A 23,064-nucleotide genomic window follows, 5' to 3' on the forward strand; every position below is an offset into this window, starting at 1 on the left:
CTGCCTCAGTACTTACTGATGCAGGCTATATATTAACCTAGAGCTATGATTTTAGGTTAAGCTGTTTTCTCGCGGCGGTTGCCAAACCATTTCTTCTTTTTAGGGCTAGCCGTGCTGGCTGCCCGTGCTCTTTCAGCACTTGACAGCACTATTTCAGTTCTATTGATAGAAGCAAAATGATACGGATGCTCTTCTTCTACCGGAATAGTTTTGGCAATAAGTTTATGAATATCTTTCAGGTAAGCTTTTTCTTCGGCATCGCAAAAAGATAAGGCTATACCACTGGCACCAGCCCGGCCGGTACGGCCAATGCGGTGCACATAAGTTTCCGGCACATTAGGCAATTCATAATTAATTACGTGCGTTAGCTCTTCTACATCAATTCCGCGGGCGGCAATATCGGTAGCTACTAAAACCCGTGTAGTACGGTTTTTAAAATTACTTAAGGCCCGCTGGCGCGCATTTTGCGATTTATTGCCATGAATGGCTTCAGCCTGAATTCCTGCCTGGGCTAAATCTTTCACCACGCGATCAGCACCATGTTTAGTCCGGGTAAACACTAAAGCTGTCTCAATGGATCTATCGGCCAAAACATGGTTAAGTAACGCACGTTTTTTAGTTTTCTCCACAAAATACATCTTTTGAGTAATGGTATTAGCTGTAGACGAAACTGGCGTCACTTCTACTTTTACCGGAGCATTTAAAATAGTATCAGCTAATTCCTGGATTACCGAAGGCATAGTAGCCGAGAAAAATAACGACTGCCGTTTAGCTGGTAGTTGTTTTATCAGCTTTTTAACATCATTTATAAAGCCCATATCCAGCATCTGGTCAGCTTCATCCAGCACAAATATTTGCAACTGGTTTAGCTTTATAAAGCCCTGATTCATTAAATCGAGCAAACGACCCGGAGTAGCTACCAGAATATCTACGCCTTTTCTTAAGGCATCTGTTTGGGATTTCTGATTTACACCACCAAATATTACCAGGTGCTGCAACCCGGTATGGCGGCCATAGGCGGTAAAACTTTCTTCTATCTGAATAGCCAGTTCGCGGGTTGGGGTAAGTACCAAAGCCTTAATAGCTTTTAGTCCTTTTTCCGCACGCTTTTCGGCATGTAGTATCTGTAAAATAGGAATAGCAAAGGCCGCTGTTTTACCGGTACCGGTTTGGGCGCAGCCTAATAAATCTTTCCGGTTTAAAATTAACGGAATGGATTGTGCCTGAATAGGGGTTGGCACAGTATAACCTTCTGCTGTTAAAGCCTGCAGAATGGGCTCAATAAGATTTAATTTTTCGAATGACATCAGAAATTGTTTCAAAGATAAGCTGAATGCTAATTTCTGCAGTCAGCGTGATAAAAATAGCACTTCTCCTTTTGAATAATAAGATAAAGTCCGGATTAGAAACTACTTAATGTTTGTTATATATAAAAGCTTTTTAAGCGTGTGAAGGTTCAATCGTGCAGATAGAAACAGGAATAAAATTACTTATAGAAGATTTACTTTATTTAATCTGCCCGCGAAGGTAACATAAATATGTTGTTTCTTAAGCTTTTGTTTTTTCAGGCTGTAACCCCTGTTATCTAGGGCGCTTCAAAAAAGCTTCGGCCCACCATAAATCTTCGGGTGTGGTTATTTTAATATTCTCATAACTTCCTTCCACCAGGTTTATTTTCTGACCAAAGCGTTCAACTACTGAGGCATCATCGGTGAAAGTAGGCTCCTCCGGCAGCTCATATGCCTTCCGGAACATAGCCAGTCTAAAACATTGCGGCGTTTGAATGAGTTGGTACTGGCTCCGGTCCATGGCTTTACTCTTGGTTTTAAATATCTGCCGAATAGATTCTTTTAGTGGTACAGCTACCACGGCATTCCCTTTTTGTTTAGCTACCGCAAATGCATTGGCAATATTAGCAACAGGCACAAAAGGCCGTACGCCGTCGTGTACCGCAACAATACCATCCTCCGCTGTAATAGCAGCTAAACCATTTTTAACCGAGCCAAACCTGGTTTTTCCGCCAGCTACCACTTCATGCTTTATCTCAAACACATGCGTAAAACAAAGCGAATTCCAGATTTTGATCTGATTCTGAGGCAGCACCACCACGAGTTGCATTTCCGGATTATAGGCATGTAACCGCCTTATGGTGTGCATCAAAATAGGCTCACCGGCTACAGCAATAAACTGCTTGGGCACCTGGCTTTGCATGCGGGTACCAGAGCCTCCGGCTACAATTATGGCATGTTCTGAAAGAGAAGCAGGCATTATTCTTTACTTAAATAAACGCACAAGATACTAGACTTTAAGGTATATCGGTAGAAAGATTCTTTCTTTTCCCTGATTGGGTCTTAATGGCTGGCTTTCACCTTCCGTTTTAACTGCTGCTGGGTTAGCCTTGCCCACTACTGCCGGCCCTTCCCTCTTTACTATGCTGGTACTGTTTCTTCTTTTTAATATCCAATAGAATAATAATTGGCAAAGATTTGATTACAGTTATTTAGTAAGCCTTTCGGTGTAAAAAAAGAGCCTGTTAATTTAAAATCAACAGGCTCTTTTGGTTAATAATGTTTAACTGTATTATTATACAATCAGCATTACGTCGCCGTAGCTTAAGAAATTATATTTTTCTTTTACCGCCGTTTTGTAAGCCTCCATTATTAACTCATACCCTCCAAAGGCGCAGGTCATCATTAATAAAGTTGATTCTGGCATGTGGAAATTTGTAATTAAAGAATTAGAAATTTTAAAATCGTGCGGCGGGAAGATAAATTTATCTGTCCAGTTCTCGGTCGGCTTTAAACGCGCACTAGCCGATACTGAAGATTCCATAGCACGCATTGTAGTAGTACCTACTGCACAAACTCTTTTTTTATTATCCAGAGCTTTGTTTACGGCCGCAGCTGTATCTTCCGGAATAACGAAATTCTCAGAATCCATTTTATGCTTGGTTAGGTCTTCCACATCTACCGGACGGAAAGTACCTAAGCCTACGTGTAAAGTCAATGGCATTACATCTACCCCGTTCAGCTCCAGGCGTTTTAATACCTCGCGGGTGAAGTGCAAACCCGCTGTTGGGGCAGCTACTGCTCCTACATTCTTTGCGTAAACAGTTTGGTAACGATCACGGTCTTCTGGTTCAGCAGCCCGTTTTAAATATTTAGGGATAGGTGTTTCGCCTAAATCATGAATGGTTTTATAAAATTCTTCATCAGTACCGTCAAATAAAAATTTAATGGTACGGCCCCGGGAAGTAGTATTGTCAATTACTTCGGCTACTAAATCGCTATCGCCAAAGTATAACTTATTACCAACCCGAATTTTACGGGCCGGATCAACCAATACATCCCACAGATGGTTTTCTTTATTTAACTCGCGCAGCAGGAATACTTCTATTTTGGCGCCGGTTTTTTCCTTGTTGCCGTACATACGGGCCGGAAAAACCTTGGTGTCATTAATCACCATTACATCGCCATCATCAAAATACTCCAGGATGTCTTTAAAAATTTTATGTTCAATTTTGCCAGTACTGCGATGCACCACCATCATACGGGCTTCATCACGGGTTTTGGCAGGGTGTGTAGCCATTAAATTGGCCGGAAGTTCGAATCTGAATTCGGAGAGTTTCATGTTTTAATTTTACGGAATTAAATTTATTTTAGCCTCCAGGAAAAAATCAATAAATAATACAGAACCAATGTGTGCAGGAACTACAACTGCACTACCAATCCTCATTTTATTAGCTCATTGTTCCCGTAAAAAGCGGCGCAAATTTAATTAGTTTTAATGGATAATTCGTAATTTTATGAAAATTAGTTGTATATACCTGACCACTTGATTTTTTTACGGCTTATTCTGGAAAGCTTTCGCTTTGCCTGGCAGGCACTTAAGTCAAATTTACTACGTACCATTTTATCTCTCCTGGGCGTAACCATTGGTATATTTGCCATCATTTCTGTTTTTACTATTGTAGATTCGCTGGAACGAAACATACGGAACAGCATGAATTTTCTGGGAAATAATGTAATATACGTACAGCGGTTTCCCTGGGCATTTGGCAACGACTACCCCTGGTGGAAATATTTTCAAAGGCCGAGCGCCACCATACGGGAATACCGCTTACTGGAGCATAAACTGGAAAATGCTGAAGGCGTTGCCATTTTCTGGGACCGGCGGGGCAACACGTTACGCTACCGGAGCAACAGTACGTCAGGGGTAAACATACAAGGTATTTCGTATGGCTTTAATAAAATATCGGATGTCCCGGTAGCCCAGGGTCGTTATTTTACCCAGCAAGAGGCAAATGCCGCCCGCAACGTTATTATTATCGGAGCAAAAATTGCCGAAAACCTTTTCCCAAATGAAACACCTTTAGGCAAGGCTATTAAAATAAGGGGCCTAAAATTTTCGGTTATTGGTGTTATGGAAAAGCAAGGCGAAAACATGCTTGGTATGCCTACCAATGATGCCAATGCTTATATGCCCTTTGGTGCCTTTAACAAATTATTTTCTACGGGCAGGCAGGGCATAGAACCTACAATAGGTATAAAAGGTCGCGAAACAGATATCGGGTTACTGGAACTAGAGTACGAAATCAGGGGGGTGATGCGAAATATCCGGGGCCTGAAACCCCGCGATAGTGACAACTTCGCCTTGAACCGGCCGGAAATGGTAGCAGAAGCCATAACCGGTATGTTTAATGTAATAGGAGTTGCTGGCTGGGTAATCGGAGGCTTTTCTATTTTAGTTGGCGGCTTTGGCATTGCCAATATCATGTTTGTATCAGTAAAAGAGCGCACCAACATTATAGGCATTCAGAAATCTTTAGGAGCCAAAAATTATTTTATTCTGTTTCAATTTTTATTTGAATCTATATTTTTAAGTTTAATTGGCGGCGGAGTTGGTATTTTCCTGGTTTACCTGATTACGCTTATTCCTCAGAATGCTCTTGAGCTACTCCTTAGCTTTGGTAATATTACGCTTGGCTTAGGTGTCTCAGTAGTAATTGGCGTACTTTCCGGTATTATACCGGCCATACTTGCTTCTAACCTGGATCCGGTAATAGCTATTCGTTCCAAATAAAATTATTTAATAAAAATTCTGAAAATATCATTACCAATACCATGTTAAAAGCAGTATTGCATTTCCTCTTGTTATTTAGTTTATCTATTCCGGCTTTTAGCCAAACTACCAGTAATTTAAATGCAGAAGCTCGTCCTCAAGATGGCTTAAATAAATTAGCCTTAGCTTATTATAAAATTAAATTTACCAAAGAACAGCGAAAAGCTTTAGAGGGACTTGAGCTGGAATTTATTTATAACATTGATGCACAGGGGACGCCTGTTTTAGAGCAAGTTAATGGTATAAACGATGTGGCTATACTCGATAGCCTGAAAAATACTACCCAAGCCCTACCTAAATTTCATCCCAAAACTGTAAACGGCAAAACAGAAAGCACCTTGTATTTCATGAAGCTTACCTTCCCTAAATATAACACGGTGGGAGAGCCCGCTCATTCCTTCAATGGGTTTAATTATCAGGTATTAAAATTAGAAGACTTTGAATATATCCAGAAGTCTGGCAGCAGGTTTGATTTAGTTTTTGGTGTAGTTTCTAATGGCTTTGGGGGAAATGCTGGCAAGCATTTAAGTGCTGGCGGCGGCATGAAAATGGATTTATTAGTTACCGGGGAGAAAGGCTATGGTGCCGGCTTAAATATGAGCTTTTACGGTAATCAATTTAAAATGCCTTACAACCTGGCTACTGACCGGGAGCAGAATAGTGCCCCACCAACTTTATTAGTAGGAGCACTATTAAATAAATTTATTTCGCAGAAAAAACATCAGAACATAAACGTACAGCTTGAGTTAAATTACGCAATACAAAATGTTACGCCCCGGCTAAATGATGCTGATGAAGATTGGATACAGCTACATGGATTTAGCCCTGGTTTGGTAGTTAATTATATGTTTAAAATCGGGAAGGAAAAACCTATGAATTATTATGGTAATCCTACTTTAAGTAATAATTATATTAACGTCCACTGTGCCATCAGACCTATTTTATTTAATTTAAAACAAGCGTCGGGGGTCATGTTTGAACTGGGGCTGGCTTACCGGTTGGGGCTACACGCTATTAAGGATTATAAAATAAAATCTGAAGTAATTCAAAAGGTAAATTAATCGCTTGTTCTCCTGCTTAATTAAGCCTTTAAAGCGCCGGAAAGCTTTTTACCCTTATTAACTTTATGTTTCCTTTGTAACTCTTTTGGATACATATAGTAGAGCATAATAGAACTGCTAGGAATAGAATAGTAGCTTATAAGCTATAGCAACAAGAATAACTGCAAAAATTGGCAATACTTACTATAAAACGGCAACTTATTTACGTTAATGTAGTAAATGCTTTTCCATTTTAATATTTATAAATAACCCACCGTACAGCGAAAGAGGCACTGGCCGGTATTTTATTGCACACCCATGACAAAACTAAGAAAAACCAGCAAAACCAAGCTCCACGAAGAAAACAGTAACGTAGGCAGCGGGGAAACTATTAGTCAGCCGGACGTAAACGATAATAAAGCCAAATCTATAAAGGAGGCCCGAAAAATTGCGCGCGAAGAAAACCGGGTGATTTCAGACGAAGATCAACGCATACGGCAAGCTTTTGTAGACAAGGATTGGAATGAAATAAAAATTGCAGACTCCTGGCAGATATTTAAAGTAATGTCGGAGTTTGTAGAAGGATTTGAAAAGTTAGCCAAAATAGGTCCTTGCGTTTCCATATTTGGTTCGGCCCGTACCAAACCCGACAACCCTTATTATATAATGGCCGAAGAAATTGCTGCCAAATTAGTACGTCATGGCTACGGTGTTATTACTGGCGGTGGCCCGGGTATTATGGAAGCTGGTAACAAAGGTGCTCATGCCGAAGGAGGAAAATCGGTTGGGTTAAACATTGAATTACCTTTTGAGCAATTCAATAATATTTACATTGATTCGGATAAGCTCATAAACTTTGATTACTTTTTTGTGCGAAAAGTAATGTTTATCAAATATGCTCAGGGATTTGTGGTAATGCCTGGAGGCTTTGGTACACTAGACGAATTATTTGAAGCCATTACGCTGATCCAAACCCGTAAAATAGGCCGGTTCCCGATTATTATGGTTGGCCGTTCTTATTGGGAAGGCTTATTTAAATGGATTGAAGAGGTAATGCTGCACGCCGAAAATAATATTAGCCCTGAAGATTTAGACTTGGTACATATTGTAGATACACCATCTGAAGCCGTAAAAGTGATAGACGAGTTTTACAGCAAATACTTACTATCGCCAAACTTCTAGGTTATTTTTTTACCAGCCTATATAAGCTACAGTACAACTTACTGTGGCTTTTTTTATCTAAAGTAGATTACAATTAAAAGAATTACGTTTTACTGGCAGGCAACCTTTAGGAGGTGCAACCACCTGTAGTCGGTAAGGGAGTAGAATTAATATTACACTTTTGAATTTGAAACAGTTTTTACATCGTACTTGGCTTACCATTCTTGCCATAAAAAATTTCTTGTACCGCTTTCTCCTTCAGCCACTAGCTAAGATTACTTATAACCAGCGGCAGCAAAAGCAGAACTCTTTCAAGGCCTTTAACTGGCGAAAAGCCAAACCAGCGGATTTTACTTTTCTTATTAAAGGAGCCGTCAGATTAGGTTTAATAGCAGTTTTGGGCGTCTTTATATTTTACCTAATAGTTTATTTTGGCTTTTTGGGTAGCCTACCCTCTCGCTCCGATTTAAGATCTAGGCAAAACAATACGGCCTCTGAGGTATATTCAGCCGATGGTGTTTTGTTAGGCCGTTATTATATTCAGGACCGAACCAATGTAACCTTTAACAAAATTTCCCCAAATGTTATTCAAGCATTAATTGCTACAGAGGATGCCCGTTTTTATGAACACAACGGCATAGACCCTCGAAGTTTGTTACGGGTACTTTTCAAAACTATATTATTTCAGGAGGAAAGTTCGGGTGGTGGCAGTACGCTGAGCCAGCAATTAGCCAAAAACTTATACCCCCGCAAAAATTACTGGTTCTTTAGCACCCCCATCAATAAACTGCGGGAATACATTATTGCCCGTCGGCTGGAAAAAGTTTATTCAAAACAGGAAATATTAGAGTTGTATTTAAATACCGTTCCCATGGGTGGCGACCTATATGGAATTGAGCGGGCTGCCAGACGATTTTTTAACACTTCTGCCGATTCTATAAAGCTGGAAGAGGCAGCCGTTCTGGTCGGCATGTTAAAAGCCACTACTACCTATAACCCTCGCCTGAACCTGGAAAAATCCAGACAACGGCGTAACGTGGTTTTAAATCAAATGGTAAAGTATGAATACATATCGGCCCAAAAAGCTTCTGAGTTAAAAGAAAAACCCATTGAATTGAAATACCGCTACGAAACCCATAACGATGGTCTGGCTCCTTATTTTCGGGAACAACTCCGGTTAGAATTAGTTAAGTGGTGTGCTACTCAGCAAAAAGAAGATGGTACTCCCTATAATCTCTATACCGATGGGTTAAAGATTTATACCACCATTCATGCCGGAATGCAGGCTAAAGCTGAGAAAGCAGTAAAGAAGCACATGTTCCGGCTACAAAAACTATTTAATAGCCATTGGCAAGGCCGCTCCCCGTGGGGTAATAAATCTGAAGTTATTAAAACGGCTATGCAACGCTCAGACCGGTATAAAAAATTAAAAGCGGCCGGGTTAGCAGAAACAGAAATTACTGAAAAATTTAAGGAACCTGTACCTATGCAGGTATTTAGCTGGCAGGAAATTACCAGGAAAACCATGAGTCCGCTGGACTCCTTACGCTATTACCAGAAATACCTGAATACCGGTTTATTTGCCATGGAACCCCATACTGGTTACGTGCGCACTTGGGTAGGCGGTATAAATCACACCTTTTTTAAATACGATCATGTGCGTTCTAAAAGGCAGGTAGGCTCCACTTTTAAACCTATTCTATATGCAACTGCTTTAGAAAGAGGTATTGCTCCCTGCACGTATTTCCAGAATAAGCTTACTACCTATTCTGATTATGAGAACTGGACTCCCCGAAATGCAGATGGCCAATATGGCGGCGAATACAGTATGCGGGGTGCTCTGGCACACTCTGTAAATACAATTTCGGCCCAACTGATTATGCAAACCGGCATTGAACCCGTTATTTCAACAGCATCCCGCTTGGGCATTCAAACCAAACTTCCCCAGGTTCCGGCCTTAGCATTGGGTACCGCCGAGCTTTCTTTATTTGAAATGGTAAATGCCTATGCTACCCTGGCTAATAATGGCTACCGGGTAAAACCTACCTATATAACAAAAATAGTAGACCGGAAAGAGAAAGTTATTTTTCAGCACAATACTAGGGAAAGTATGGCTAAAGCAATGTCTTCGGATGTGGCAGCCATTATGATTGAATTGTTGAAAGGTGTGGTAGAAGAAGGCACCGCTGGCAGAGTTCGGTCAGAGTTTAACCTAAGCATGGAGATAGCGGGGAAAACGGGTACCACCCAAAACCACAGCGATGGCTGGTTTATTGGTATTACCCCTGATTTAGTTACGGGCGTTTGGGTAGGAGCCGAAAATCCATCAGTACGTTTCCGTACGCTGGAGTTAGGGCAAGGATCACACACAGCCCTACCTATTTGGGGCGAATTTATGTCTCAGGTAATCAAGGATCCTTATTTTAAGGATTACCGTTACAGCCGTTTTAAGCCCCTGCCGGCCATGCTGCAGAGCAGCCTGCTTTGTGATGGCTTTATAAGTAATCGTCCGGAACCAATTATTAGAGAAGCTACTTTTTTAGGCCGTTTCTTTGACCGAATTAAAGAAAAGCGAAAGAAAAAGAGAGAAAAAAAAGAACGCAAAAAATTTGGGAAATGGATAAGAGGCGAGTAAGATTGACTTTAGCTTCCTAGCTCTGATTTAGCTGATCGCCACCCTTTTTTATTTGAATTTTTGTATTCCGGAAGTTAATGAAAGGCCTGAAAAAAATTCCAGGCCTTTCTCTTTTTATATTTTGTTATTTTACAACTTATAGACAGAAATTGCAAAAGATAAACCGCTGTTTTAGGGTCCATAAAAAATTTTGCCTTTCCTCGCCAGTTCCTTTGAACCTTTAAAAATATTCTTTCCGGCAAAATGTTATTATTTCATTTGCTACGCTGTTAGTTGGTACTGACTCAAATAATTTTACATTAAAATCAATTTTTTATTTCTTCTCATAAAACTGGTACAGTTTTTAATATAGATAATTTACTATCTTGATTATTAACTTTTATTTATGAAATAATGTTACCCCAATTTTTATCCCTACTCCTTATTGCGGTATTCTTCAGCTGCTCCTCCGGTAAAAAATCTTTTGAAAAAGGAGATTATGATAAAGCTGTCTTACAAGCAGTTAACCGCTTACAAAAAGACCCCAATAATTCTAAAGCGCTTTCTACCTTAAAACATGCCTTTAAATACGCTGAAGAAAGCCACCTGACCCGCATTAAACATTTAGCAGCAACGTCGGATCTTTACCGCTGGGAAATAATTATACAGGAATATGCAGATTTGAACAACCTGAACGAAGCTGTCAGAAGATGCCCATCTTGCCGCGAAGTGGTTGGAGCTAACGAACTTTATATAGAGCAGCTTGCGCAGGCTACCCAAAAAGCAGCCGAAGTCCGGTTTGCCCAGGGGGTAAAATTATTGGCCGCCGGAGACCGTATGAGCGCCCGGCAGGCTTATGAAAACTTTGAAAGAACAGAACAACTGGTACCAAACTTTAAAGATGCTAAAAAACAAATGGAAGATGCTTATTGGGCCGCTGTTTTAAAAGTGGTAGTAGAGCCAGTAGAGGTTCGCCGGGGCATTTACGAAATAAGCAACGACTATTTTCAAAATAAAATTTATGAATACTTACAGCATTACGAGCGGTCGAGTTTTATCAAGTTTTATACACCGCAAGAAGTTCGGAACAAACAATTTGTACCTGACCAGGTACTAACGTTGAGTTTCGACGATTTTGTAGTGGGCCAGACGTACCTGAAAGAAAAAGAGCAAGAAGTAAAACGTGATAGTGTAAAAATATCGAGCAAAGATGAAAAAGATATTTACAGCACAGTTAAAGCTAAATACATTACGTTTGAAAAAACTATTTCCTCCAGCGGCTTACTTGATTTCCGGGTAATGGATTGGAAAACTAAGAATATCGTGACGCAGGAAAAAATGCCGGGTACATTTGTTTGGCAGGATACCTGGGCCACCTATAAAGGGGATGACCGGGCCCTGACTGACGCACAAAGAAAAATGATTAAAAGAAGGGAAAGCCCTAACCCGCCACCACAAACTTTATTTGTAGAATTTACCAAACCTATCTACGACCAGTTAACCGGAAAAATTCGCAGCTTTTACCGTCGTTACTAAATAAATTAAATCAGGTAAAAAGCCACTCATTTAGTTGAGTGGCTTTTCCTTTTCTTCAGATTATCTCCAACATCCCTTTATTATATTGAGTATAATTTAAGACGGTTAAATGAAAATGAATAAAAATATGGCTACTGTTCAGCGTTATTGGAAAACAATCTTTACCACTATTTTAATAGTAGGTGGAGTAATATTAAGCAGCCAGCAGGTACCGGATCTTCCCCAACTTACGAATTTATACGGGTCTTACCCCGTACCGCAAGAACTTAACTTTGCCGGAGAACCAGTACCATTACACATAACAGATGTAGCCGAGCGTATGGATCGGGAGTTACAGTCTAATGCCTATTTCCACTCCAATACCATTTTGGCTTTAAAACGCCTAACCCGTTTTTTACCTGAAATAGAAGCTAGTTTGCGCGAGAAAGACATGCCAGCAGATTTAAAATATGTAGCCCTTGCCGAGAGCCTTTTTGGCAATGTAGTTTCGCCGGTTGGTGCCGCCGGTTTCTGGCAACTTATGCCCGAAACTTCCCGGGGGTATGGTATTATTATTAATGATGAAATTGACGAACGTTATCACTTACCTAAGGCTACCAATGCAGCCATTGGTTATTTTAAAAAGGCTAAAGAAAAATTTGGCACCTGGACCGATGCCGCCGCTTCTTACAACCGGGGCATGAGTGGTTTGCAACGCGCCTTTGATACCCAGCATGTATCTTCTTTTTATGACTTATACCTAAACGACGAAACATCCCGGTATATATTCCGGATTCTGGCGCTGAAAGAAGTTTTGGAACATCCCGATCGGTATGGCTATGATCTTAATCATATCCGTGGCTACGAGCCAGTCAAAGTCCGCACCGTTACGGTAAAGGAATCCATTCCGGACTTACCTCAATTTGCTTTAGACCAAGGGGTTAATTACAAAATTTTAAAGCTGTATAATCCTTGGATAAAAGGCTATAAACTAACTGTAACCAATACTATTCCCAGCTACGATTTAAAGCTACCGCTGCAATAAAATCTGGTAAGAGTAGTTTGAAATAAAACAATCTAAATCAAACTAAATAGCTTGTCTATCAGTTATCAATAGATAGAACGATATCTGCAAAAGCGGGAATAAATACGTATCTTTGCGGATTAATTGAACAACCAGCAATGGGTCGAAAAAAAGAAAATTCTACCGTTTTAGACGGCAATACCATACAACAACCTTCCGCCCCTGTTACTTCTGAAATTGCGCAACAAATTGAAGTTTACGGAGCCCGGGAGCACAATTTAAAAAACGTTAGCCTTTCCATACCGCGTAATAAACTGGTGGTTTTTACAGGCATCAGCGGCAGTGGCAAATCTTCCTTAGCTTTTGACACTATATATGCCGAAGGTCAGCGCCGTTACATGGAAACCTTCTCGGCTTATGCCCGATCTTTTTTAGGTGGACTGGAACGGCCGGATGTAGATAAGATAGAAGGGTTAAGTCCGGTAATATCTATCGAGCAAAAAACTACCAGCCGGAATCCTCGCTCTACAGTAGGTACCATAACCGAGATCTACGATTTTATGCGCTTACTTTTTGCCCGAACCGGCGAAGCTTTTAGCTATGTATCGGGCAAAAGAATGATCAGGCAGAGCGATGACCAAATTGTACAGCACATCCTGGAGAATTTTAACGGGAAAAAGCTGATTATTCTGGCTCCGGTGGTAAAAGGCCGGAAAGGGCATTATCGCGAATTGTTTGAGCAGATCCGGAAAATGGGCTTTGTGCGGGTACGGATAGATGGTGATCTGATGGAACTGGTACCCAAAATGCAGGTAGACCGCTATAAGATTCACGACATTGAAATTGTAGTGGATAAAATTGTGGTGAATGCAGATGATCGGTATCGTATTTCCAGCTCGGTGCAAAATGCGCTTACGCATGGTAAGGGTACTATTTCTATTCTGGAACCAGATACCAATAATACCCATTTCTTCTCCCGGCATTTAATGGATCCGGAAACCGGTATTGCTTATGACGATCCGGCACCTAATACATTCTCTTTTAACTCGCCCTATGGGGCTTGCCCGATTTGTAATGGATTAGGCGAAATACAGGAAATTACCGAAGATTCTATTATACCAGATAAATCTTTAAGCATTAGCCGGGGTGGTATTGCGCCTTTAGGTGAGTTCCGGGATATCTGGATTTTTAATCAAATACAGGCGCTTTTAAAAATTTATAAGCTTAACATTTCTACGCCTATTCAGGACTTGCCGCAGGAAGTATTAAATATACTTATGAACGGAGTGGATGGCGAATTGGAAGTAAATGCAAAAGGCGGCAGCTATACAGTAGAATTTGAGGGCATCATTAATTTCCTTCGGAAGCAAATGGATTCCGATTCAGATGCTATCCGGTCGTGGATAAATGATTTTACGCAAACCAGTACTTGCCCCGAGTGTAACGGACACCGGCTAAAAAAAGAATCGCTCCATATCAAAATTGATAATAAAAACATAGGGGAGCTTTCGCAGCTAAATATTGCCAAATTAGCTGACTGGTTCCAAAACCTGGAGGAGCGCTTATCGGAAAGGCAAAACTTAATTGCCCGCGAATTATTAAAGGAAATCCGGAAACGAATTGGCTTTTTATTAGATGTAGGCTTGGATTACCTGAACCTGCACCGCTCTGTGCGCACCCTTTCCGGCGGCGAATCGCAACGGATACGACTGGCTACCCAAATAGGCACGCAACTGGTTGGGGTTTTATACATCATGGATGAACCAAGCATAGGTTTGCACCAGCGCGATAACGAAAAGCTGATTGCCGCCCTGAAAAACCTGCGTGATATTGGTAATTCGGTTATTGTGGTGGAGCACGACAAGGATATGATTATGCATGCTGACCATGTGCTGGATATTGGACCGGGCGCGGGCATACACGGCGGAAACATAGTAGCATCAGGTTCGCCGAAAGATATATTTAACTCCGGTAGTTTAACCTCGCAGTATTTAAGCGGACAAAAGCATATTGAGGTTCCCCGGGAAAAAAGAAAAGGAAACGGAAAATCCATAACATTAGCAGGTGCTACCGGCCATAACTTAAAAAATGTTACGGTAAACTTTCCGCTTGGTAAATTAATTGCTGTAACCGGCGTTTCGGGTAGTGGTAAATCTACTTTAATTCATGATACCCTATACCCCATACTAAACCGGCACTTTTTTAATGCCAAACGCGAACCGCTTCCTTACAAAGCTATTGAAGGGTTGGAACATATTGATAAAGTAATTGAGGTAGATCAGTCACCGATTGGCCGTACCCCACGTTCTAACCCGGCTACTTACACAGGTATGTTTACCGATATCCGTACCTTATTTGCCCAGTTGCCAGAAGCTAAAATTCGGGGCTACTCAGCTGGCCGGTTTAGTTTTAACGTTAAAGGTGGCCGCTGCGAAACCTGCGAAGGAGCCGGCATGCGGGTAATAGAAATGAATTTTTTACCGGATGTGAATGTGCCCTGTGAAACCTGCAAAGGCAAACGCTACAACCGCGAAACCCTGGAGGTCCGATTTAAAGGTAAATCTATTACAGATGTACTGGACATGACGGTGGAGAAAGCAGTAGAGTTTTTTGATAACCAACCTAAAATTCTGCGCAAAGTTAAAATATTGAACGAAGTGGGTTTAGGTTATATAACCTTAGGCCAGCAGGCAACCACCCTCTCCGGCGGCGAAGCTCAACGGGTAAAGTTAGCCACAGAACTAGCCAAAAAGGATACGGGTAAAACTTTCTATATTTTGGATGAACCTACTACTGGCTTACATTTTGAAGATATCCGTCATTTATCGGATGTTATTCATAAACTGGTGGATAAAGGCAATTCGGTATTAATTATTGAACACAACCTGGATATGATTAAAGTAGCCGATCATATTATAGATATTGGTCCTGAAGGAGGCGAAGCCGGCGGCACGGTAGTAGCCGAAGGGCCACCCGAAGCAGTAGCAAAAATCAAGAAAGGTTACACCAGCCGATTTTTAAAAGAAGAGTTAGCTACCAGCCAGTATAAAGATTAAATTAAAAAGCCTGACTTACGGTAAGTCAGGCTTTTTAATTTAACAAAGAATTGAACTCCACAGCAGCATTTATTTTCCTTAACTTAAATTCTTAATAAGCCACTTTTTCATCAAATCTATAAGCAGCTTTAAGTACATAAACCTAAGAAGCAATATTTTCTATCCTCAAACTGGTGTATTATTTTTAAAAAAGGTCAAACCTTTTTACTTAACCTTCGTTAACCAATTTGGTTTAACTACAGTTTGGAGCTCTATTATATTTGGGGGGAAGGGAATGAATTCCATTAATACTACAAGAATCATTACAGATTGCGGAAAGGAATTTGAATTAAATAATTTAGAACCGGTTACTAACGGAAGTATTAATTCGAACGCTAATTATACCTATACTATTTATAAAACACCAACACAGGAATATATAAAAAAGAAATGCTTTTATAATCCTTCCATGAATCATACATCTATAAATTATGAATTGATTCCGGAATCATTAGTACAAAGTTTTACCTCTAGTAATTAAAAGATTTTTCTTAATAAAAATAAAAGTAGCTTGTACAGAAGGGCCGCCAATAACGCGGCTTTTTTTGTGCCAATTTAGTACCTATCTGTTCGCCATTTACGTAATTTCTGGTATTGTAATTGCAGCCATTGGTTATATTTGTGGAGCATAAAAATTATGAGTAATCTAAATTTAATAACAACAGAGTGCGGCCAGCAATTTATTATTGATTATCTGGACCAGGTGGCCCTGGGGATAATTGATTCAAAAGAATATGTTCCAAATTCTTTATTTATACCGCCAACTTATTCTTTATATAAAACCGTAAATCAAGATTATTTACTGGAAATAACCCATTTCAATACAAAAAATCATTCTTTAGAAACGACCTACCGCCTGCTTCCGGAGACAGAGGCTACTACTTACCTTGAAAATGGCAATTTAAATGTGCTTATGCATTAATGAAACCTTATAATACATAAAAACAGTAAAAGCAGCCTTTTATCTCAAAGGCTGCTTTTACTGTTTTTATGTAGTCTTTCTCTTTATTTATGTTGAGATGCCCTGACTAACGTGTCATGGTAGTGTCTTCTCCTTCGTGTGATTTATTAGTATCGCTTCCATAACCAGATTCAGCCGCACTTTCTGCTTGTACTTGTTCATCCGGCTGTTTCCGGTCAGTATTCATCTGCGATTGGTCGCAGCCATAACTCCAAAATAATACGACCGCAAATAATCCTTTTATAATTACCTTTTTCATAGTTTCAGCATTTAATAAATAGATGATGAACTATACGGTTTAGGTATACCATTGTTTTAAGACCGCTATTTTCCTTTTGCCACCTATTACAATAAGCTTTATTCCTCAAAAAGAATAGTAAGAAACGTCCCGATTTACCGCTAAAACAAAAGAGGCATAAGAATTAACTTATGCCTCTTTTGTTTTAGCGGTAAATATAATTTTAAAACTCAGCACTTTTAGGAAAACGTGGGAATGGTATTACATCCCGAATATTACCCATACCCGTCACGAATAAAATTAAGCGTTCAAAACCTAGGCCGAAACCAGAATGCGGAGCCGTACCAAATTTGCGCAACTCCAGGTACCACCATAGTTCTTCTTCATGAATACCCATTTCCTGAACCCGGGCTAATAGTTTCTCATAATTTTCTTCCCGTTGCGAACCGCCAATAATTTCGCCTATTCCAGGGAATAAAACATCCATGGCCCGCACAGTTTTGCCATCTTCATTCTGTTTCATGTAGAAGGCTTTAATGTGTTTAGGATAATTTATAAGAATAACCGGCTTTTTAAAATGCTTTTCAACCAGGTAACGCTCGTGTTCACTTTGCAAATCGGTACCCCACTCTACCGGGAACTCAAACTTTTGCTTCGCTGATTTTAATATTTCAACCGCCGCTGTATAATCCAACCGTTCAAAACTATTTTGTACCACAAAATTTAAGCGGTTTAACAGTTCCTTATCGTACATGTCGTTCAGGAACTGCAGGTCGTCTTTGCAGTTGTTTAGCGCATACATTACCAGAAACTTCAGGAAGTCTTCTGCTAAGTCCATATTATCTTCCAGCTCATAAAAGGCCATTTCCGGCTCAATCATCCAGAACTCCGCTAAGTGGCGGGTGGTGTTAGAATTTTCGGCCCGGAAGGTAGGACCAAAGGTATAAATTTGACCTAGGGCCATAGCCGCTACCTCTCCTTCCAACTGCCCCGAAACGGTCAAGTTAGTAGCTTTACCAAAGAAATCATCGGCATAATTAACCTCACCAGCTTCGGTCATAGGCGGATTAACCGGATCTAACGTGGTTACCCGGAACATTTGGCCGGCACCTTCAGCATCTGAGCCCGTTATAATTGGGGTATGTACATTGTAGAACCCGTGATCATTAAAATATTTATGCACCGCAAAAGCCATGGCATGCCTCACCCGCAACACCGCCCCAAAAGTATTGGTCCGCGGACGTAAGTGTGCAATCTCACGTAAAAACTCCAGGGAATGGCCTTTTTTCTGCAACGGATATTTTTCCGGATCAGCTGTACCCAATACTTCAATTTTAGAAGCTTGAATCTCTACTGTCTGGCCTTTCCCCTGCGAAGCTACCAATGTACCGGTAACCGCAATACAGGCGCCAGTTGTAACATCTTTCAGGCTTTCTTCACTAAATTTCTCAGCATCAGCTACAACCTGGATATTATTTATAGTAGAGCCATCGTTAAGGGCTATGAAGCTTACAAATTTGTTACCACGCTTGGTCCGTACCCAGCCCTTTACCAGCACTTGTTTGTCTAAATCAGTGGCAGCCAATACGTCTGCTACTTTAGTTCGTCTCATATATTTTGTCATTAGCTCTTTCGTTATAGCCCAGAGTACCTTACCTGTTTTCTAAATTAAAGCTTTTTTTATTTTAGAATATCCCGGCAAACGGCTCTTTTAAAAGCACAAAGTAATGATATTTTAACCTTTTTTTTAAAGAAGAGTAAAAATATTCTAAATTTGAGGGTCATCATTCATACTTAGACCTGGTGTGAAACCGATATGCAGCGACTAGATTTAAAGCAACTTTTATCACAGAAACTTTCTCCCCAGCAGATTCAGTTCATAAAACTGTTGCAAATTCCTACTGCCGAACTGGAAGCACGCATTAAGGAAGAAATGGAGGTAAACCCAGCGCTGGAAGAAGGCCCTGATGAAGACAATGATCGTTCAGAGGAAGACAATGACAGCAATGATGATTTTGATACGGACGATAGTTTAGACGAAGACTTCAATGATGCGGGCTCAGATGATGATTCGCCGGGCCTGGAAGAAGATTATCGGCAGGACAATGACATTGACTTAACTGACTATATTCATGACGATGAGATAGCCGGTTACAAAATGCAGGGCGATGGCCCCGGTGAAGAAGAAGATCGGGAAACCCCAGTTGCCGGCACCTCTTCCCTAACTGATGCGTTAATAGATCAGTTAGGTTTCCTGGACTTAGACGAAAAGCAGCAGGCAATAGGAATGCAACTGGTTGGTAGCATCGATAGCGATGGGTATATTCGTCGTGATTTAAATGCCATTGCCAACGACCTCGCATTTTCACAAAATATTGAGACTTCTATAGAAGAAATTGAAGCGGTACTGCGGGAAATCCAAAGCTTTGACCCACCAGGTATTGCAGCCCGCGATTTACAGGAGTGCCTTTTACTGCAATTGGAGCGCCGTAACCAGGACGAGAATACGGAGATAGCCGAGCAAATCATTTTAGAGTGCTTTGATGAATTTACTAAAAAGCATTATTCTAAAATACAATCGAAGCTGGATATTGAAGATGACGAGCTTAAAGATGCCTTAAATATTATATTGCACCTAAACCCAAAGCCGGGGGGCAATTCTTCCGGATTAGCTAAGGCGCAATACATTGTACCGGATTTTATTATTACCAATGACAACGGCATCTTAAGTATTACCCTTAACGCCCGTAATGCTCCTGACTTGCGCGTAAGCCGCACCTATACTGAAATGTTTGATGCCTACGACAAGGGAGCTAAAAAAGATAAAAAGCTTAAAGAAGCCGTAACATTTGTAAAGCAAAAGTTAGACTCCGCCAAATGGTTTATCGATGCCATCAAACAACGGCAGAACACCTTACTGCGCACCATGGAGTCCATTGTACGCTTCCAGCACGACTTCTTTTTAGAAGGTGACGAAACTAAGTTGCGGCCCATGATTCTGAAAGACATTGCTACAGAAATTGACATGGATATTTCCACCGTTTCGCGGGTTGCCAACAGCAAATGGGTACAAACCGAATTTGGCGTTTACCCACTGAAATATTTTTTCTCTGAAGGTATAGCCACCGACTCCGGCGAGGACGCCAGTAGCCGCGAGGTAAAACAAATACTAAAAGAAGAAATAGAGAAAGAAGATAAGCATAAGCCCTTATCTGATGACAAACTGGAAAAAATATTAAACGAGAAAGGCTATAATATTGCCCGTCGTACAGTTGCCAAATACCGCGAACAATTAAATATTCCGGTAGCCCGGCTCCGGAAAGAGCTTTAACTTAAAAACACAAAGATTCTGTCCCTATAAATCAATTATTTCTGTATTTATAAATAATCTGTGAACCGCACTTTAGCGCAAGTTTTGTCAGCAGTATTTCATCCTTTGCTGGTACCTACTTTTCTGTTCTTTATTATTTTTTATATCATTCCTGCATCTGCCATCACGTTTCCGGTAGAGAGCCGGTGGATTATTTTAGTTATGTTGTTCTTTACCACCTGCATGGTTCCGGGGCTAGGAACCTATGCCATGCTGCGCAGTGGGTACATTAAAAGCTTACAACTTGAAGACCGCCCCGAAAGAAGCATGCCATTCTTTTTTACTTCAATGTGTTTTGCTACTACTACTTACATGCTTTACCGCGAAAGTTATTTCGATAGGCTGTTATTCTATGTAATGTGCCTGATTACGATATCGGTCTTCTTGACTTATTTATTTTCGTTTTTCTGGAAAATAAGTGCTCATAGTGTAGGTATGGGCGGGCTCCTAAGCATTTTATTATTGCTTAACACTATTATAATGGATACCAGTTTACTTTATACCCTTGTGGCTAGTATTGTTTTAGCTGGATTGGTTATGGCAGCCCGATTAGCCTTAGATGCCCACACGCCTGCTGAAGTTTACAGTGGTTTTGCACTTGGCTTCTCTACCGGTTTGGGTATGTGGCTGGTTATAGCTTAAGCATAAATTAGCTTTCTCCTTTTTATTTATTACCTGTTCTGAGAATGAATTATAAACAATTTTCCGCAACAGCTTAAAGCCTGATATAGTGGCAAGCCATGATAAAGCTTTTAAATATTGGCTTAATGCTTAATTATAGAATAGCTACTTTCAATATAGGTAACGGACTTTAAAGTACTCCTCCTCAATTCACCTGGTCTTTCTGTTATTTTACCCAGCTCTTTATTCCATTCGCGGAATATTACTTTCAGGAGCCGCACAATTAAGCCAGTTTTGCTTAGTCTTTAAAAGCTGATTTGTATTAATTAACCTTAAAATTTTAGAATGGCTGCTATAATAAAAGAAAGAATGACGGCCCGCCTGGACCAGAATTTCGTTGTATTTCTGATTGGAATGCGGATTAACAATTTTTGGAAAGTTAAAAGTTGGTTACCCGTAGCCATGGCCATGCCCAAAATGATTAAAGAACTGGAAGCTAATCCGGAATCAGGTTTTCTGGGCGGCGAACAATGGTTAGGCAGAACCACCATCATGGTACAATACTGGGAGTCTTTTGAGAAACTGGAAGCATATGCCCGCAATCGTGATGCACAGCATTACCCGGCCTGGATGGCATTTAACAAGAATATCCGTAAATCCAATGAGGTAGGAATTTGGCATGAAACGTACCAGGTAGCAGCTGGTAATTACGAAACTATCTATTACAATATGCCGGCTTTTGGTCTAGGCAAAGCGGGACACTTGGTTTCGGTTGGGAGGCCAAATAATGCGGCTAAAGAACGTATGCAGGCTAGTAGTCAATAATTTAACACTAGCAACTAGGCTATTATTTAAGAAAAACAACTTTATCTTTTAAGTAAACTGGCGTGGCCAAATTACCATTATTTATCAAGGTCTTGGCATGTTCTTTTTTTAACCAGCGGCTATTCGCCTAACTGCATTATTTCGCGATAGCTTTCTTCAAGCTGTTTTAACTGAAGTTCACTTACTCCTTCGCGGGCCTCTTGAAAAATTCCGGTAGCTTTGGTCCGGAGTACATTTAAAAGCTCGGAATTTGCACCAATATAAAGAGGCTTTTTAATAGCAGCCAGCATTTCAAGAGTTACGAACAAATTAGATTTGCCATACAACTGAAACTGGTTAAAGCAGGTATCGACAATTTCCTGGTAGGTAATCTGGTTTAAAATTACCCTAATGTTTTCTTCTTTATCGTATAAAAAAGGATTATTAAGTTTTTTTTTAGATAATTCCGATAAAGCAGCTCCAATCCAGTGGATACAGGTAATTGCCGTATATGGATCATTGGTGCCGGGTGACAAGGCTCTTACCCCAACCTCTACGATTTGCCGGAGAGAAAATACCAGGTCCTGGTTAGGCGTTCGTTGGTAAGCCGTAAAAAGAAATTTCCGAATTTGCTGGTCCGGCTTATGGTTCTGAGGTGAATGATGATGCACTACGGCAAATGCCTGAAAAATGGTGGCAAAAAGCCCGGGATATACTAACCACTCTATTACGGCCTCGTTTTTTTCTGCCCAGCTGCAGGCACCTTCGTAATCTATACTCTGGACATAACCTGAACTATCAAAGTAAATTTCGGTTGAGAATGGATAATCAGTCTTGACTTTTTTTACCTGTTCTGGAATGTTTGCTGACTCTACCTGCTTGTTCTCATCTAAAAGCGCATGAGTTATTAGCTTCTGAAAATCATTATAAGAAGTTTTGATTATATAATCGGCCTGAATAGAAGTGGCTACATGATGAATAAAATAAATAAGCACCCCCAGACTTTGAACAGCCAACAGGAAGGCAAAAACAATAGAAATTTTTGGAACAAACATTTCATCATCACCAGAACCCCGGATGGTCAATAAAACAATTAAAGAATAAATAAAGGTGGATATAAAAGTACCGATTACAAACTGATTACCTTTATCTGAAATAAAATTGCGAAGCAAACGGGGGCCAAACTGTGAAGAAGCCATGGTAAGCGCCACCAGGGTAATGGAAAACGTAACGCCTGCAATGGTAACCATAGATGAGGCAATGGTGGATAGCACAGATCTGGCTCCATCGCGTTGCCCACCATAAAGAAACCAGGCAATCGGAAAATCATCATAATTAATGCGGGAATCTAATTCAATAAACCCAAATGCCAGTATGGTAGCTGAAATCGCCATCATGGTTGGCAAAAACCACAAGCTATTTTTTATATTGAACCAATACTGTTTGATTCGTATTTCCATTGCATAAAATTAAATTTTGAGCACCTGCTTGTGGCTGCTT

The 23,064-nt window shown here is 40.5% G+C and carries 17 protein-coding genes; 11 read left to right on the forward strand and 6 right to left on the reverse strand.

Going from position 1 to position 23,064, the window contains the following annotated elements:
- Positions 1-56: 56 nt before the first annotated feature.
- The 3 genes from ADHAQ_RS0106035 to queA all read right to left on the reverse strand — a co-directional run bounded on the left by ADHAQ_RS0106035 (position 57) and on the right by queA (position 3,630).
- A complete protein-coding gene (locus ADHAQ_RS0106035; RefSeq protein ID WP_026462174.1) occupies positions 57-1,307 on the reverse strand; it encodes a DEAD/DEAH box helicase in 1,251 nt (416 codons plus the stop codon).
- A gap of 274 nt (positions 1,308-1,581) precedes the next feature.
- Complete coding sequence (locus ADHAQ_RS0106040; protein ID WP_026462175.1) at positions 1,582-2,268, reverse strand: 2-C-methyl-D-erythritol 4-phosphate cytidylyltransferase; 687 nt, start codon at positions 2,266-2,268, stop codon at positions 1,582-1,584.
- A 315-nt stretch (positions 2,269-2,583) separates the two neighbouring features.
- Positions 2,584-3,630 (reverse strand): tRNA preQ1(34) S-adenosylmethionine ribosyltransferase-isomerase QueA, encoded by a 1,047-nt coding sequence (queA, locus tag ADHAQ_RS0106045; protein ID WP_026462176.1) that lies wholly within the window; start codon positions 3,628-3,630, stop codon positions 2,584-2,586.
- A 204-nt stretch (positions 3,631-3,834) separates the two neighbouring features.
- Here queA and ADHAQ_RS0106055 point away from each other — a divergent pair, with 204 nt between their 5' ends.
- The 8 genes from ADHAQ_RS0106055 (at position 3,835) to ADHAQ_RS0106095 (ending at position 16,492) form a co-directional block, all read left to right on the forward strand.
- Positions 3,835-5,082, forward strand: a complete 1,248-nt coding sequence (locus ADHAQ_RS0106055; protein ID WP_026462177.1) for an ABC transporter permease — start codon at positions 3,835-3,837, stop codon at positions 5,080-5,082.
- A 41-nt stretch (positions 5,083-5,123) separates the two neighbouring features.
- Positions 5,124-6,182: a hypothetical protein gene (locus ADHAQ_RS0106060; protein WP_026462178.1), complete on the forward strand. Its 1,059-nt coding sequence runs from the start codon at positions 5,124-5,126 to the stop codon at positions 6,180-6,182.
- Between the two features lie 297 nt (positions 6,183-6,479).
- Positions 6,480-7,343 carry an LOG family protein gene (locus ADHAQ_RS0106065; protein ID WP_026462179.1) on the forward strand — a complete coding sequence of 288 codons (864 nt, stop codon included), beginning with the start codon at positions 6,480-6,482 and terminating at the stop codon, positions 7,341-7,343.
- 166 nt (positions 7,344-7,509) lie between these two features.
- Positions 7,510-9,957 carry a penicillin-binding protein 1A gene (locus tag ADHAQ_RS24690; RefSeq protein WP_051359745.1) on the forward strand — a complete coding sequence of 816 codons (2,448 nt, stop codon included), beginning with the start codon at positions 7,510-7,512 and terminating at the stop codon, positions 9,955-9,957.
- A gap of 393 nt (positions 9,958-10,350) precedes the next feature.
- On the forward strand, positions 10,351-11,472 hold the full coding sequence (locus ADHAQ_RS0106075) for a hypothetical protein (RefSeq protein WP_034256621.1): 1,122 nt from the start codon (positions 10,351-10,353) through the stop codon (positions 11,470-11,472).
- Between the two features lie 109 nt (positions 11,473-11,581).
- On the forward strand, positions 11,582-12,496 hold the full coding sequence (locus tag ADHAQ_RS0106080) for a lytic transglycosylase domain-containing protein (protein WP_026462181.1): 915 nt from the start codon (positions 11,582-11,584) through the stop codon (positions 12,494-12,496).
- A gap of 137 nt (positions 12,497-12,633) precedes the next feature.
- Entirely contained in the window at positions 12,634-15,531 is a 2,898-nt protein-coding gene (uvrA, locus tag ADHAQ_RS0106085) for an excinuclease ABC subunit UvrA (RefSeq protein WP_084523765.1), read from the forward strand.
- A gap of 676 nt (positions 15,532-16,207) precedes the next feature.
- Complete coding sequence (locus ADHAQ_RS0106095) at positions 16,208-16,492, forward strand: hypothetical protein (RefSeq protein WP_026462184.1); 285 nt, start codon at positions 16,208-16,210, stop codon at positions 16,490-16,492.
- 106 nt (positions 16,493-16,598) lie between these two features.
- On the opposite strand, the gene ADHAQ_RS0106100 is transcribed toward ADHAQ_RS0106095, so the two are convergent.
- On the reverse strand, positions 16,599-16,790 hold the full coding sequence (locus ADHAQ_RS0106100) for a hypothetical protein (protein ID WP_026462185.1): 192 nt from the start codon (positions 16,788-16,790) through the stop codon (positions 16,599-16,601).
- Between the two features lie 202 nt (positions 16,791-16,992).
- Positions 16,993-18,381 (reverse strand): asparagine--tRNA ligase, encoded by a 1,389-nt coding sequence (gene asnS, locus ADHAQ_RS0106105; protein ID WP_026462186.1) that lies wholly within the window; start codon positions 18,379-18,381, stop codon positions 16,993-16,995.
- Positions 18,382-18,585: 204 nt separating this feature from the next.
- Here asnS and rpoN point away from each other — a divergent pair, with 204 nt between their 5' ends.
- From rpoN to ADHAQ_RS0106120, 3 genes are all read left to right on the forward strand, one after another.
- A complete protein-coding gene (rpoN, locus tag ADHAQ_RS0106110) occupies positions 18,586-20,100 on the forward strand; it encodes an RNA polymerase factor sigma-54 (protein WP_026462187.1) in 1,515 nt (504 codons plus the stop codon).
- Between the two features lie 60 nt (positions 20,101-20,160).
- Positions 20,161-20,781, forward strand: a complete 621-nt coding sequence (locus ADHAQ_RS24695) for a hypothetical protein (RefSeq protein ID WP_051359746.1) — start codon at positions 20,161-20,163, stop codon at positions 20,779-20,781.
- 324 nt (positions 20,782-21,105) lie between these two features.
- On the forward strand, positions 21,106-21,585 hold the full coding sequence (locus tag ADHAQ_RS0106120; RefSeq protein WP_026462188.1) for a DUF4188 domain-containing protein: 480 nt from the start codon (positions 21,106-21,108) through the stop codon (positions 21,583-21,585).
- 119 nt (positions 21,586-21,704) lie between these two features.
- Here the strand turns inward: ADHAQ_RS0106120 and ADHAQ_RS0106125 are convergent, their stop codons facing one another.
- On the reverse strand, positions 21,705-23,024 hold the full coding sequence (locus ADHAQ_RS0106125; protein WP_026462189.1) for a DUF2254 domain-containing protein: 1,320 nt from the start codon (positions 23,022-23,024) through the stop codon (positions 21,705-21,707).
- Positions 23,025-23,064 lie beyond the last annotated feature (40 nt).

It is taken from the genome of Adhaeribacter aquaticus DSM 16391, from assembly GCF_000473365.1.
Classification (GTDB): domain Bacteria; phylum Bacteroidota; class Bacteroidia; order Cytophagales; family Hymenobacteraceae; genus Adhaeribacter; species Adhaeribacter aquaticus.